This is a genomic window from Vibrio sp. IB15, from assembly GCF_016406055.1.
Classification (GTDB): Bacteria; Pseudomonadota; Gammaproteobacteria; order Enterobacterales; family Vibrionaceae; genus Vibrio; species Vibrio chagasii.
In genome coordinates this window covers 40,602-55,076 of the sequence record NZ_JAEFCE010000032.1, presented here as the reverse complement: position 1 = coordinate 55,076, position 14,475 = coordinate 40,602, and the positions used below count along the sequence as shown (strand labels likewise).

The following is a 14,475-nucleotide window of genomic DNA, read 5'->3' as shown; positions in this document are numbered from 1 at the left end:
CGAATATCTATCGTTCTTTTTGTTGAAACGGGGGAGTCCATATAAGAGACTATGGTTTCAAGATACTTTTTCATACCTGATCTTGATGCAATTAAGTCATTTAAGCTAACAAGGTTTTGTCCAAAACCTTCACAGGCTGAATTTTTACCCGTGTGTGATCACCAAGCGATTCTGTCGTACCTTAATTACCAAGCGACTTTGTCATTACACTAACTACCGAGGGAAAATGTCGGGACTGATTTAGCGTACTTTTTAAAGTAATCAAATGAGCTTTAAAGGGTGCTAAGGATGCTAAGGATGTTCTATATGGATTCAAAATCACAGTTTACTGTCGATATTATTAGCAAAGTCATTGATGGCAAAATTACTATCAATAGTGCTACGCAATTACTGCAAAAATCACGAAGAACCGTTGAACGTTACTTGAGTCGCTATCGCAAGGAAGGCATTCGGTTCGTGGTTCATGGTAACACTGGTCGTGCTCCCATCAATAAAATCCCTGAGTCACTCAAGAAGGAGGTTCAAGCCCTCATTCAAACCAAGTACTACGACTTTAATCTTCAACATCTCTCGGAGCTTTTGAGCAAAAATGAAGGACTGTCGATTAAGCGTGAAACGTTGCGTTCTTGGGCTCATGACATTCACCATGTGAAGCGTTCTAAACGCCGTAGAAGTCGAGTAAGGAAGTATCGAGAGCGTATGCCGTTGCCTGGGCTTATGCTGCAAATGGATGGCAGCCCTCATCGCTGGTTTGGTGATGAGAAGTCTTGCTTGATTGCCATCATTGATGACGCTACTAGTGATATTCATGCGCAGTTCTTCCCTTCAGAGACCACCGAAGGCTGTATGAAGGTGATGCGAGCTTATATTGAAAAGCGAGGCATATTCAAAACTCTCTACGTGGATCGAGCAGGTATCTTTGGTGGGCCGAAACGCAGCAACTTCTCGCAAATGCAGCGAGCTTGTGATGAACTCGGTATCGAAATTATCTTCGCCAACTCACCTCAAGGGAAGGGACGAATCGAACGAGCCTTCGACACCTTCCAAGACCGCCTTGTCCCCGAACTGCGCCTCAATAACATCGCTGACATGGAGAGCGCAAACCGATACTTGCAAGAGGAGTTTATCCCCAAATACTGGGTGAATAATGTGATGGTTCAGGCGACTAAATCGAGCTCTGCGTTCAAGTCGTTGCCACCTGACCTAGACCTTAACAGCATCTGCGTACAGAAAGAGTATCGAACGATACGACGTGACCACACGTTTAGCTTTGATAGCAAAATGTACGTTATCGACTCGCCAGTACGTTACTCCATAGAGAACCAAAAAGTAGAAATACGATGTCAGTTCGATGGTACCTTCTCTGCTTACTTCGGTCATCGAAGATTAGACATCACTGAGTTAGTAGAGCCACGTAAATGCAACGAATACGGCAAAGAGGTACAACGTAAAATAGAGGCTCTGGAGTTGGTTGCAGAGCTTGGTAGTGTCTCTAAAGCCGCTCGTATCTTAGGTTGCTCACGCCAAACCTTATATACCTATCAGCAAATAATGGAAGAGGAAGGGCCACTAGGCCTCAAACGGATTAATAAACCACTGAAGCGCAGTAAAAACGCAATCCCAGAGAGCACCGAAGATAGGATTATCGAGTTGACGTTGCTCAACCCGCATAATACGTCGATACAAGTGATGAAACTACTCAAACAAGAAAACATTACCGTGAGTATCAGTACCATCCAGACTATCTGGAAAAGAGAAAAGCTCAATACACGAGAGATGAGGATCAAGCAATCCCAATCAATGAGTATCGATGTGTGAGGCAGTTGAACGATATGAATACTAGAATATAAAGGCATGACAGAATCGGTTGGTACTTATCCCGTCATGTTCCCTCAGTAATGACATTGAGTTTTTACCCGTGGCACTTTCTAGCTCGAAAGTGCCCCAAAATTGGTTTCGCTAAAAAGTCCAACCTGCAGCCAACGGTTACCACAAGCTCACGGTCAAAGAGCTAACAGGCATCTTGTCTAAACGCTGGGCGGTTAGCCTAGAGTACCCAACCGCAGAGCTGGCGCTCAGCGTTCTTTCGGATATGACAGGGCTTGAATTCAATCTGCCTGATGCTGACTACATCAAAACCACGATCCCAAACTTTGTTTGCCAAGGAACTGGCTACCAATGTTTAGAACAAATCGCCAAGGCGTTTTCTATTCCTGACTGTGTTAGGTTCCAACATACCGATCAGGTGGTTTACTTCGGTTCGTATCAAGATAGTCACTTCCACAATAAACCTATGCCGATACAGGAAGAGTTCACCAGTCGCCAAAGTGGTAACAGTGTCACCTTTGTTCCGTTCCCTATGCTAAGGCCGGGCAGAGTCATGAACGACAAGCGCGTGAATCGAGTGGACTTGATTCAAGGCGAAATGACCGCTTATTGGAAGGCTGAGCAATCCGAAGTACCACTAAATAAACGTGAAACGCTGTAGAACTTCCCAGAGTTGGCAGCAGGTTTTCATTTGCCGAAGTTTGGCCGTGTTGAGGTAGTAAGAGATACAGCGACAGCCGGGCAAGTTGCTGACCCGTTCCGGCCAAGGTTTGCGGTAGATGTTCAGGTGTTTGATGAAAACTTAAACCCAAATAGTAACGTGCCTGTCTATCGCTCGATTCCACTGCCTGTTCATATGAGTGGGCATGAATCTGGATTGCTGGCTTACCCACTAGAGGGAACACTTGTCGAAATCGCCTTCGCATATGGCCGGAACGACAGGCCTATCATTCGTGGTGTTTATGGCCGTGAATATGCTTTGCCGTCGATAGAGCCAATGGAGCAACTGCAGCAGCAACGTGAAGAGGTCAGCCATCGAATTGATGTAGCAGGAAACACCACCCAGAAAACTGACCAAACGCAAAGCCAAAGAGCATTTGAAAAGCTGGACCAAGTGGAGCGCTATCGTGGTGAATTTGGTCAGCACCATATTTTGGTTGATGAGCACAGCATTGAAGAAGTGGTAGGCAAAAAGCTCATTGAGGCACTCGGCGCGATTAACATAATTGCAGGTGATGACATCGTGCTAGGCAGTTTGGGTAACATGCAAACTGCGACTGCTGGCGAACTGGTAGAGACGATTGGCAAAGTACGCAAAAGTATTGCTGCTGATCACCAATTGTTGCAGTCACCAAAAACGTGGGTAGGCTCTAAGCAAGAGAACATCTTGATGATTTTGTCTGAACTTATGCAGGTAGTGAAAGAGTTGGCCGACACATTGGCGACTCATACGCATAGTGGCGTAGTAGCTGGCCCGGCAACAACTAAAGCACCAGTTCAAGCGAGTGCCATTAGTGGCCATGGATCGGATAGCTCCAACCTTAAAGGGCGACTCGACCCAATTACACAAACAAGTTAGCTCACAGAAACGCCCACAATCCCAAATTACAGCGTAAGCTGTTTGTAATTTTGGTCGACGTTTTAGCGTTGTCACGGCAAGTACCCCGGGTATGCCCGGGTGAATCTTTTCGTTGCGTGCTGGCACTGGGTTTTAAACTGCTTGGCATCAAAGAAGGTGTCAGCCTTAAATAGTTACAAAGACAGGCTAGTAACAACATTATGCATTCAGTGGATTGATATTAAAGGTCGGTTTATGTAAATTGATGCTGATCATGTTGCACATGGTATTGGAAAGATGTGAGCGTGATGGGAGTCAAACGTGAGCATTTACGATACTACTGTCAACGTTGATGGTGAGTTTAGTGACTGAGAGCATGACCTTGTTCGTAAGAGTTAACAAGTTATGTCTAGGATGAACTTTGAATGAGTATAATCATATAAAAATTAGGATACATAATGTTCGGTAGTGGTAAACATATTTTGGGGCCTTTAATTGCACTGTTCATCCTTAATGGATGTGGTGGTGGTGGTGGTGGCGGTTTGTCTATTAAACCCAAAAGTCAAACAATTGATATTCAGGCAAAAGCTGACACAACCTCCTTAGGGGTAATTGATGTTTCAATCGATAATTATGAAGACAAAAAAGTTTTTATAAATGTTGAGTCTGAAACTTATAAATTAATTAAAGATGTATCTGCTAAATTTACCTCAAAAACTGATGGGTTTATAAAACTAAAATATAAAGCGCATTCATCTATGGCACCAGGTGTTTATAATGATAATATGAAAGTCAGGTTCTGTTATGATAGAGAGTGTAATAATCTTGTTAATGGTTCACCTTTTATCGTTAAGACGACCTATTCAGTACCAAATAAGTCTATTTCAATTAGTAAAAATAATACAAGCATTGATCTTTTAGATGTTAAGTTTGAACCTGGAAGACTATCTGCCGAAAAAAAAATACCTCTGAATGTTAATGGAATAGGTATAAATGGCGTATATATTAAACAATCTTATACTGGTGATGCAACGCAGTATTCATATGTATCTTGGACTGAATCCAATCGTTTAGATTTATTTGTAGAACTCAAAAATCCAGACATTTTTGATCTTGAAGAAGATGATGATAGTGAAATAGAAATCAACGCATGTTATGACTACCAATGTAATTACCTTGTTCATGGTAGTCCAATAAAAATATCCGTAAACGTGAAAGCTACAGAAACTATAAGTCTAACTAGTCAAAAGTTACTCGATCACAATATTGTTGACGCGGAGTTTAATCCTGTTTTAAATTCTATAGTTATGGTTTCATCTGAGCCATCAAACTCTGCTTATATATATGATACTGACTCTGAACTGAGCTATAAAATTGAACTTAATAAAGAGCCAACAGCTGTAACGGTTGCAAATGATAATGGTGCTATTGCAATCGGTCATGATGATAGTATAAGTGTTATTGAACCTAATACTCTACAGTTAGATAAGTCAACAGTCTCAGAGTTTGAAGTTTCTAGTGCGGTTTATGATTTGGTGATGAACAATAAAAAAGTACATTTTGTACCAAAATCTGGCCAATGGACTGATGTTGTTACAGTTGATACAAACACAAAGCAAGTAAGTACATCAACCGGACCTAATATTTACGATAGTTCTAAGATAAAGCTTAGTCCATCGGGTAATTCTCTTTATATAATTTCAACATCTTTATCGCCCTCTGATATTGCTAAACTTGGTATATCACCAGACTCAGTAGAGTATAAATATGATTCACCATATCATGGCGATTATGGTATGTGCGATGGAATGTGGCTCTACCAAACAGATCGGATTTATACTAGATGTGGGAATACATTTAGTACGAGTGATAACAAAGATGATGATATTATCTATACTGGTACATTACCATTGGTTGAATCTATGCCTTGCTCGAAAATAGAACATTTAGTAGAAGCGAATACTAGTAATGAGGTTATGTATATTGAAGACAATGGCTGTTATCCGTATGACCCAGACGCAAAGCAACGGTTAAGGTTATCTGAAAGTGATACTTTAGAAAACAGAGGTTATTATAGCTTACCAAAGGATAATGGCTCTCGCCTACGCGGAGATTACGTTTTCTATAATAACAATGATAAACGTTTTTTGATAAGCCATACAAAAGAAGATAGTGAGCATTATTTGAGTGAGATAAATATAATCTCAAAATAACACATGAACATGGCGACTTAAGAAATATATTACCTTAAGTCGCTAAATTTTAATTATTGAATACATCAAAACTCTCAGTGCTAGTTCACTTAACAGTTATTCGAAATACATGAAAAACCGTGACTACTGGGGTAGTTAATTGTTTGTCCGCTTGTTATTTCTATCGTAAGGGACAATTTTTCTCCCACTCTGAAAGTGTTTTTTCTTTCTTCATATCTTGCCGTACTTTATAGATCAAAAGTCGTCACCACTTTGTCGCCATGAACTTTATGTTTTTTAATTAAACTGTTGTTTTATATCGTTTAATTTTGGTTTTGTACATAATGGCTTCACTAATCCAGTCTGGCCTAGATCTGTCTCCAATCATTACTCACCACTACAAAGTAGACGACTTCCAAGCAGGCTTCGACATGATGCGCTCTGGTATGTCTGGTAAAGTAATCCTAGATTGGGAATAAGCAAATAGGGGAGACCCTTAGCTAGTTCCACAATGAAAATGCCCCAAAGAAATTTGGGGCATTTTTGTTTTTTGAGGGCGAACAAATTCCCATGTCGCCTAATGGCTATTTTGAATATCGGCAATCTTTAAAATACGCGTAAATACACAGCGTTTATATTTAGAGAGGGCTTAATGGCTTGTAAATCACTTGCTGTAATAATGAGTGGATTATTATTAACGTCTACTGTTGCGATTGCTAATGAAGAAAGTAATCAAACAGCAGACCAGGCAGCAAAGGAACTTGCAAACCCGAACACGGCTTACGCGAGCCTTAACTTAAAACTTCAATACTCTGGCGGATATGACGGAGGAGGGGACAGTTTTGCTACAGTTCTGCAGCCGACGCTACCTTTCCCTATGGAGAACGGCGACAAAATCATTTTCCGCCCGGCTATCTCTTATGTTCAGAATGATTTCAATGTGAATACGCCGACAAGTTCCCAACATATGGATCAGTCGGGAGTTAGTGATATTTCCTTTGACCTAGCTTATGCGCCCAAAATGGAAGGCGGGACCATTGCCGCTTTTGGTGTGTTTGCTTCGTTACCAACCGGAAGTAGTGAACTCACGGCGGATCAATTTGCTGTTGGCCCTGAGTTTATGTACGGCAAAGTAAGCGCCGATCGCGTGGTAGGTGTGTTCCCAAGCCACCTTTATGGTGTATCTGGCAATGGTGCGGATAACTCAGATACTCGTATTAACAAGACGTCTACGCAGTTATTTTGGGTAGAGTTATTAGAGGGTGGATGGACGGTGGGCTCAGCGCCGACACTTTCTTATGACTGGAATAAAGATCAGGCTGAAATTCCGTTGAATATTAGCGTAAGTAAAACAACAGTGTTCAACGGTCGTCCTTGGAAGTTTGGTATTGAAGCCAATTACTATATCGAGAAAGACGAAAAGACACGCCCGGATTTCATGCTGAGCTTTAACGTCAGCCCAGTCGTTGAGAACAAACTGGCATCTTTGTTCGATTAATCTTGTTTTAGCTGGGTTCGAAGAGAGGCTGGACGGTCGTCGTTTGGCCTTTTTATTAAAACCAATAAGTTAGCTACAAAGCAAATAAAGACACAGCTGAGAGCGTAGCAACCCGCTTGCTAAACATAGGCTTGTTCCAACCAAGGCGAGCGACATCTTGCTCTGTCAGTTCTAGGTTGATTTGTTCACAATATCTATCGAGTTCGCTCATCGTCATCACCTCGTTAATCACTTTGATAAGCAATATAACTGGATAGATTTGTTCGTATAAATCAATGATTTTATAATAGGTGTTTAGCTAGACTGAACGATAGATTGTTTTAGTATCAATAGGATGAAATTAGGTCTAAATCTTCCTACAGAAAAGCTAATGAAAACAAAACCAAAAGCGGTTTGAAACTAAGAATAAACTTAAAACACACGATTCATTTTGAAGTGAGATACGACTTATTCTGTATGATAGATTTCAAGCACTTAATTTAATTATTGGTGTTTCAAATGGTACGAGTAGACGTTAGAAAATTATCTAACACCCTGATTAAGGCAGGCGTTCCAGAGAAGAGGGCGGTGTTACTTGCCCAAAGCATTTAAAGATTCAATTAATGAAGTCGACCCGGTATCTCAGTCGTATGTGAACAAAAAGATTGAGAAGTCCAAAAATGAAACTCTTCAGTATCTGCTGGCATTCTTGGGGCTACAGATGATCTTAATTCCTTGTTTTCATTACATCATGACTAATCTGTAGACATAAAAAAGCCCGATATTGGCGTACCAATATTGGGCTTTGATGTTTAATGGATAGCTTGAGCTAAGGTGAGCTCACTTAACCCGCAGCAGCCTGCATGATTAGGCCACAGATGTAAGCGCCGTATGTACCTAACGCGTAACCTAGTACCGCCATCAAGATACCTACTGGAGCTAATGCTGGGTGGAATGCTGCTGCAACGACTGGAGCTGATGCCGCGCCACCAACGTTAGCTTGGCTACCTACTGCCATGAAGAACAGCGGTGCACGAATGATTTTCGCCATCGCAATCATGAGCAGGGCATGGATAGTTAGCCATGTGATACCAATGAAGAAGTAACCTGGGTTGTCAAAGATTGCTGTAACGTCCATTTGCATACCGATGGTAGCAACTAAGATATAGATGAACGCTGAACCAATTTTCGATGCGCCACTGTGCTCTAGGCTACGTGTCGATTTGAAGCACGAAGCGATCAACGCGAACGTTGTAACTATAACGATTAGCCAGAAGAAGCCAGATGTTAGACTGTATTTTGCTAGTTCTGGAGCATTCGTTGAGATCCATGGTGCGATTATGTCACTGAAGAAGTGAGCAAGGCCTGTTAGACCAAAGGCAATACCAGCGATCTTCATGAGATCGGTTGTTGTTGTCGGGCGAGCGTTTTCTTCTTGGTATTTCGATACCGTTTCTTTCAGTTCTTCGATTGAAGAAGTGTCTGCTTTTAGCCATGCGTCAATTTTCTTCTGACGGCCAGCCATAATTAGTAGCACTGCCATCCAGATGTTTGCACAGATAACGTCAACCGTAATCATTGCTGAGAACAGGTTATCATTTACATCGAACACTTCTTTCATCGCAGCTTGGTTTGCCCCACCACCAATCCAAGAACCTGCTACTGTCGTTAGGCCGCGCCACACGTCACCAGAGACAAGGTCAGGGTTTACTTGGTCGATGATCAGAATCGCCAGAGGACCACCAATGATAATACCTGCAGTACCAGTCAGGAACATGATGACGGCTTTTGAGCCAAGACCAAAGATCTTACGAAGATCCGCTGAAATGATCAGTAGTACCAGTGCCGCTGGTAGTAGGTAGCGGCTTGCTACGAAGTATAGTTTTGAGTTTGACGCATCGATGATACCAAAGCTGTTCAACAATGAAGGAACAAAGTAGCAGAGCAATAGGCCTGGGATGAATGAATAGAATTTTTTCAGTGCGCTGTTTTGGCTACTTTCCGTGATAAATACGCCGCCAAGAATAACAGCTAACATGCCCATAATTACGGCATCATTAGTGATCATTATTATATCTCCTTTAAGGTGAGCGCATAGGTCTCACTTTTTTGATGGCAGGACTATACCGACAACTTCAGTTCGTTACAAATTGTAACGATAGACATCTCTTGAAACATTTGTGTTAATTAGATTGGTTTTGGTTTGTGAATCAGACGCTTCAGGCATTTGTTGTGTGAATGTTTTTGTAATAGTTAGTAAGGTCGACTTTGATATATGCAATGGTGTTCAAAGCCCTGAAACTGGTTATTGGAATTTTAGCTGAGTTCAGTATAGTTAAAGGAAGTGCATATAAAACCATATTTTTACTGAGGTTTATGCATGGCGAGTATGTTTCAAAAATGTAAAAAGTGAATTCGTTTTTGAAGAGAGGGATGAGATTAAAAATTATAGCTTGATCACATAAATTGCGATTATTATCCGCTTAGGTATCAATAAATGGCACTTGTTTGCGGTATTTAGGGGCCATAGATAAAGAAAAAGCGGCTAAATAGCCGCTTTTAATTGGGATTGAGAATCGAAGTTTATGATTCCTCTTCTTCAAAACCGTCTGCATAACCTTTTGGAGGCGGTGTCCAACCACGCTCTGAGCGAGAGTGCTTATCGGATCGGTCTTTCTTCATGTCTTCTTTCATCGCTTCTTCAAGGTGAATAAATATCTGTCGATAGTTGTTGTCGTACCTTGGGTTGTCTTCCGCTTCCGACCAAGCTTTGAATAGCTTTTCAGACTTACGGCTTTCAACACGTTGATAGGTCGATTTCTGCTGTTCTACGAAGAATGGGTGGTGACCCAACGAGCGTAGGGCTTGTGCGCCCATTTCTAGTGCTGAGTGGTAGGTTTCTGATTCCACGAAATCAGCACCAGCCTCTCTTAAGCGGTAACTATGACCACGGTCGAACGCACGAGCCAAGATTTTTACGTTAGGGTAGGAGTGCTTAACGTACTTGACGAGCTCCACGCTTGAGTCTTGATTGTCGATGGCAACAACAAGCATTGCTGCTTCTTCGATACCCGCAGTGTGCAACAGATCGTGACGAGTCGCATCACCAAAGTAAGATTTGATATTAATAGAGCGCAACACGTCGACTTGGTTAGCCTGATGGTCCAGAACCACCGTTTTGACATCGTTCGATACCAATAAGCGGTTAACGATCTGACCGAATCGCCCGATACCCGCAATGATTACTGTGCCTTTCTCTTCGATAGTGTCCTCTTCACGGTCATTCGATTTTTGCTCGTAACGAGGCAGAATCACCTTATCAAACAAAATAAACAGGCCCGGAGTTAGGAACATTGAAAGAGCAACCACTAGTGAGAGCGTTTGAACAATGTCAGCCGGCAATACGTGGTTTTGCGCCGAGAAGCTTAATAGTACGAATCCAAACTCACCGGCTTGCGCCAAGCTCAGTGTAAATAGCCAACGATCACTGTTCTTGATTTTGAAAATCAATGCCAAGGTAAAAAGCACAGCTGCTTTTAGTAACATGACACCCAGAGTTAGCCCTATGATTAGGATGAAATCATTGAATAGAACATCGAAGTTGATTCCCGCACCTACCGTAATAAAGAACAAGCCAAGCAGCAGTCCTTTGAACGGGTCGATGTTCGATTCCAGTTCGTGTCTGAATTCACTGTTCGCCAGTACAACACCCGCAAGGAAAGTGCCTAGTGCAGGCGATAAGCCGACAAGGCTCATCAGTGCAGCAATACCAATAACCAGCATCAGTGCCGTTGCCGTGAAGATCTCACGCAGGCCAGAGCTTGCGACGAAGCGGAAGAGTGGACGGCTTAAGAAGTGCCCGCCAACAACCACAATCGCGATAGATGCAGTAATCACAAGACCATAAGCCCAACCAGGTAGGCCAGCAACCAGACTTAACTCTTCATGGTGGTCAGAAGCTGAAGTGACCGCGCTTTGTGCAGCTTCTATTAATTCTGGCAACGCCAACAGAGGAATGAATGCCAGCATCGGAATAACGGCAATATCTTGGAACAAAAGAACCGAGAAGGCATTCTTACCGCCTTCAGTCTTAGATAAGCCTTTCTCGTTGAATGTTTGCAGTACAATCGCTGTCGATGACAACGCAAAGATTAAGCCGATAGTGAGAGCGATAGTCCAAGGTTGGCCAAAGGCTAGAGCAATGCCCATTACAATGGCTGCGGTGCCCCCCACTTGCAGACCACCAAGGCCCATCAAGCGATTTCGCATTGCCCATAGCATCTTAGGCTCAAGTTCAAGGCCAACTAAGAACAGCATCATCACAACCCCGAATTCGGCAAAGTGCTGAATTGTGGTGGTTTCTTCACCGACAAGGCCGATGATAGGTCCGATAACCACACCTGCGATTAAATATCCCAGTACTGAGCCTAAGCCAAGACGCTTAGCTATCGGCACTGCGATCACGGCGGCGACTAAGTAGATAAAGGCTTGTAAAAAATATCCAGTCATTCTTTAGTCCTTGTTGATGATTTCGTCGAGGTAGTGGTTTAACTTCGCGGCATTCTTTGCTTTTTTATAGTCAATATTGCCCGCGACTAGCGACTCCAACAAAAATTTATAGCGCTCAACATGCCCGCTGATGCGGCTCTCCTCCAAGGCGGTTCGCGAGCCAAATAGCGCATAAGGTGCTAAATATTCCATACCACACAAAGCAGCGGTTTGCTCAAGAGGGTGGAGTAGCTCACGAATGGTAAAATGATTGTAGCCGTCAGTTTGGTAGGCATCTTCTTTAGCCCCCGCAGTAATGCTGCAAAGGAACTTCTTACCTTCTAATTCATTGCCATCCGTGCCGTAGGCAAAACCATACTCAAGAACAAGGTCTTGCCACTCTTTTAAAATTGCCGGAGTTGAATACCAATAAAGTGGGAATTGAAAAATGATGATGTCATGGTCCAACAGGCGTTTCTGTTCACGATCGATGTTAATTTTGAAAGTTGGGTATTCAGCGTAGAGGTCAACACAGGTCACGCCATCAATACACTTGGCTTGTTCGAATAAGGGTTTGTTTGCTTCAGAGCGATGCTGAGAAGGGTGGGCGAATAGCACCAAGACTCGATTTTTCGACATAAAGCCCTCTTTGTCCGTTAACGAATAATGCTTATTGGAATTATAGATATACAATAATAGAAGAATGATTGAAGAACAACGAATTAGCCCATACTTATCTATTTAGATACATAGGTTTATCGAGTGCTTAATTATATAAAACACTCGTTAGTTTGCGTATTTCTGGCACACGTAGACTATGACTAAGTAAAACTAATTATTCGCGAATAATAAAAGCGAATAGACGTATTTTATGTCAACGTTGGTAGCGAACGTAAATAATTCAATCTCTCTACATAGAACAACAATGAATAAAGGAAAAAGTATGAGCATGGACTTGCGTCAACAGTGCAATTTGTTTCTTTCAGGTCACTTCGATCCGACTCCGGCCCAAACATTTGCTCAGATGGCTGAATGGTGTGAAGAGCACAACATACATCACGATACTTACGGTGATGGTGAGTTCATCGAAGGCTTTGAAGCCAAAGTTGCAGATCTGCTTGGATATGAAGCGGCTGTGTTTGTGATCACTGGCACTATGAATCAACCCACGGCACTAGAGATCGCCTGCCAGGAGAAAAGAAACCCGCTGGTTGCGATGCATGAATCGAGTCATATTCTGCGTCATGAACGTCAAGGGTACCAGCTCCAGAACCGCTTTAATGTGTTGCCAGTGGGCAATGTGTTTCGCACTTGGAATGTCGATGACTTGAAAGCGTGGCCAGATGAAATCGCAGCGGCACTGTATGAGTTACCGATGCGAGAGATAGGTGGTCAGCTACCAGGGTGGGAAGAGCTCGAAGCGATTAAGCAGTATTGCAACGAACAATCCATTCATTTGCATATGGATGGCGCGCGCTTGTGGGAGTGTGGTGCATATTATCAAAAACCTTACAGCGAAATCGCAAAGGGCTTTGATACTGCTTATGTCTCGCTATACAAAGGGCTCAATGGGCTTGGTGGCTCACTGTTGTTGGGTGATAAAGCGTTTGTTGCGAAGGCGTCAGCTTGGATGAAACGACAAGGCGGTAATGTGTATCACCGTACACCTTATGTTGTATCGGCAGCAATGCAGTTTGATCAACGACTAGCGCAGATGCCCGCTTTGTATGAACGCACGAAACAGATCTACCAAATCTTGTTAGATTACCCTCAATTCAAAGTGAACCCACAACAACCGCAAGCGAACATGCTACATCTTTATTTGCCGGCAAGTTACGAAGATGGGATTGCTTTAAGAGACAATATTGCTAGTAAGCATAAGGTATGGATAGGAAACCCAGCTATCTGTGAGTTACCGAATCAATGCAAGATTGAGTGGTATGTGGGGGATAACTTATTAAACCTGCCGGATCACGAGTTGATCGATATCTTGGACCTCATTAGCGAAGCACTGATTTGAGTACCGAACGGCTGGACTGAATCTAGTGAGGAGTGCTAACTAGGATGAATACAGGTGTGTTTACCTGTATTCATTTAAGTCGGGACAATAGAGGGTGTGTTACATATATTGGTTGATGTACACGTCGACTAGGAACATGAATACTGGAACGGTGCTAAGAACTCCGAAGAAGACGATAGGCACCCAGTTTTTCATTTTCTTTTTAGGTTGCTCTGTATTGTTCATAGATTCGGCCTTAAATTCGTTGTTGAGTCTGCGCTTGGGTTAGAACTGAATGGTATCAAATAAATTAGCACTGCCCTATGCGGATTTGGTATTTCGTGGTGTGCATCAAACACAGAAAATCGCGTTGATTCATAAACGGTTCATAAAGGCTCAACAATAATGAACTTATTGAAAGAAGCACAGCCTTATTTGGCATAGTAATTAAACAGCATTCAAAGAGTTGGAGAATACAGAATGAAAACAATAGGTAACATCATTTGGTTTCTGTTCGGTGGCGTATTTATGGGATTGGCGTGGTGGTTCTTTGGGCTGCTTGCATTCCTTACCATCGTTGGTATTCCGTGGGGTAGAGCGTGTTTTGTTATGGGGAACTTCTCGTTCTTTCCATTTGGTCAAGAAGCCATTTCTCGTGATGAGCTGACCAATGAAATGGATATTGGTACCAGTCCGTTAGGTATGATAGGTAACATCATATGGTTCTTGTTTGCAGGTATTTGGCTTGCGATTGGTCATATCATGTCAGCGGTGGCATGTTTCATTACCATCATTGGTATTCCGTTTGCGATTCAGCACCTTAAGCTAGCGGTTATCTCACTGGCGCCAATCGGTAAAACGGTGGTTGATAAACGCGAAGCAGAAGCGGCACGAGTGAGAAATTACAAAGGGTAAGATTTTAATTCGAGCTGTA

The 14,475-nt window shown here is 42.6% G+C and carries 13 protein-coding genes; 8 read left to right on the top strand and 5 right to left on the bottom strand.

Annotation, left to right across the window (positions count from 1 at the left end):
* Positions 1–297: 297 nt before the first annotated feature.
* The 6 genes from JC606_RS13260 to JC606_RS13240 all read left to right on the top strand — a co-directional run bounded on the left by JC606_RS13260 (position 298) and on the right by JC606_RS13240 (position 7,075).
* Complete coding sequence (locus tag JC606_RS13260; protein ID WP_082040340.1) at positions 298–1,818, top strand: ISNCY family transposase; 1,521 nt, start codon at positions 298–300, stop codon at positions 1,816–1,818.
* A 205-nt stretch (positions 1,819–2,023) separates the two neighbouring features.
* Positions 2,024–2,488 carry a hypothetical protein gene (locus JC606_RS23670; protein WP_233090328.1) on the top strand — a complete coding sequence of 155 codons (465 nt, stop codon included), beginning with the start codon at positions 2,024–2,026 and terminating at the stop codon, positions 2,486–2,488.
* A gap of 30 nt (positions 2,489–2,518) precedes the next feature.
* Positions 2,519–3,406, top strand: a complete 888-nt coding sequence (locus JC606_RS13255; RefSeq protein ID WP_233090325.1) for a hypothetical protein — start codon at positions 2,519–2,521, stop codon at positions 3,404–3,406.
* 437 nt (positions 3,407–3,843) lie between these two features.
* A complete protein-coding gene (locus JC606_RS13250) occupies positions 3,844–5,598 on the top strand; it encodes a YncE family protein (RefSeq protein ID WP_198778735.1) in 1,755 nt (584 codons plus the stop codon).
* Between the two features lie 323 nt (positions 5,599–5,921).
* Positions 5,922–6,056, top strand: a complete 135-nt coding sequence (locus JC606_RS13245; RefSeq protein ID WP_008218904.1) for an L-threonine 3-dehydrogenase — start codon at positions 5,922–5,924, stop codon at positions 6,054–6,056.
* Between the two features lie 173 nt (positions 6,057–6,229).
* On the top strand, positions 6,230–7,075 hold the full coding sequence (locus JC606_RS13240; protein ID WP_137408387.1) for a hypothetical protein: 846 nt from the start codon (positions 6,230–6,232) through the stop codon (positions 7,073–7,075).
* 73 nt (positions 7,076–7,148) lie between these two features.
* Here JC606_RS13240 and JC606_RS13235 read toward each other — a convergent pair whose 3' ends face one another.
* The 4 genes from JC606_RS13235 to JC606_RS13220 form a co-directional block, all read right to left on the bottom strand.
* On the bottom strand, positions 7,149–7,286 hold the full coding sequence (locus JC606_RS13235) for a hypothetical protein (protein ID WP_170222464.1): 138 nt from the start codon (positions 7,284–7,286) through the stop codon (positions 7,149–7,151).
* Between the two features lie 612 nt (positions 7,287–7,898).
* Entirely contained in the window at positions 7,899–9,122 is a 1,224-nt protein-coding gene (locus JC606_RS13230; protein WP_137408388.1) for a DUF819 family protein, read from the bottom strand.
* Between the two features lie 515 nt (positions 9,123–9,637).
* On the bottom strand, positions 9,638–11,563 hold the full coding sequence (locus tag JC606_RS13225) for a monovalent cation:proton antiporter-2 (CPA2) family protein (protein WP_061031172.1): 1,926 nt from the start codon (positions 11,561–11,563) through the stop codon (positions 9,638–9,640).
* A gap of 3 nt (positions 11,564–11,566) precedes the next feature.
* Entirely contained in the window at positions 11,567–12,181 is a 615-nt protein-coding gene (locus tag JC606_RS13220) for an NAD(P)H-dependent oxidoreductase (RefSeq protein ID WP_198778734.1), read from the bottom strand.
* A gap of 304 nt (positions 12,182–12,485) precedes the next feature.
* On the opposite strand from JC606_RS13220, the gene JC606_RS13215 reads away from it, so the two are divergent.
* Entirely contained in the window at positions 12,486–13,562 is a 1,077-nt protein-coding gene (locus JC606_RS13215) for a threonine aldolase family protein (RefSeq protein WP_198778733.1), read from the top strand.
* Between the two features lie 99 nt (positions 13,563–13,661).
* Here the strand turns inward: JC606_RS13215 and JC606_RS23540 are convergent, their stop codons facing one another.
* Entirely contained in the window at positions 13,662–13,787 is a 126-nt protein-coding gene (locus JC606_RS23540) for a hypothetical protein (protein ID WP_008218887.1), read from the bottom strand.
* A 234-nt stretch (positions 13,788–14,021) separates the two neighbouring features.
* On the opposite strand from JC606_RS23540, the gene JC606_RS13210 reads away from it, so the two are divergent.
* Positions 14,022–14,456, top strand: a complete 435-nt coding sequence (locus JC606_RS13210) for a YccF domain-containing protein (RefSeq protein WP_004740303.1) — start codon at positions 14,022–14,024, stop codon at positions 14,454–14,456.
* Positions 14,457–14,475: the final 19 nt, after the last annotated feature.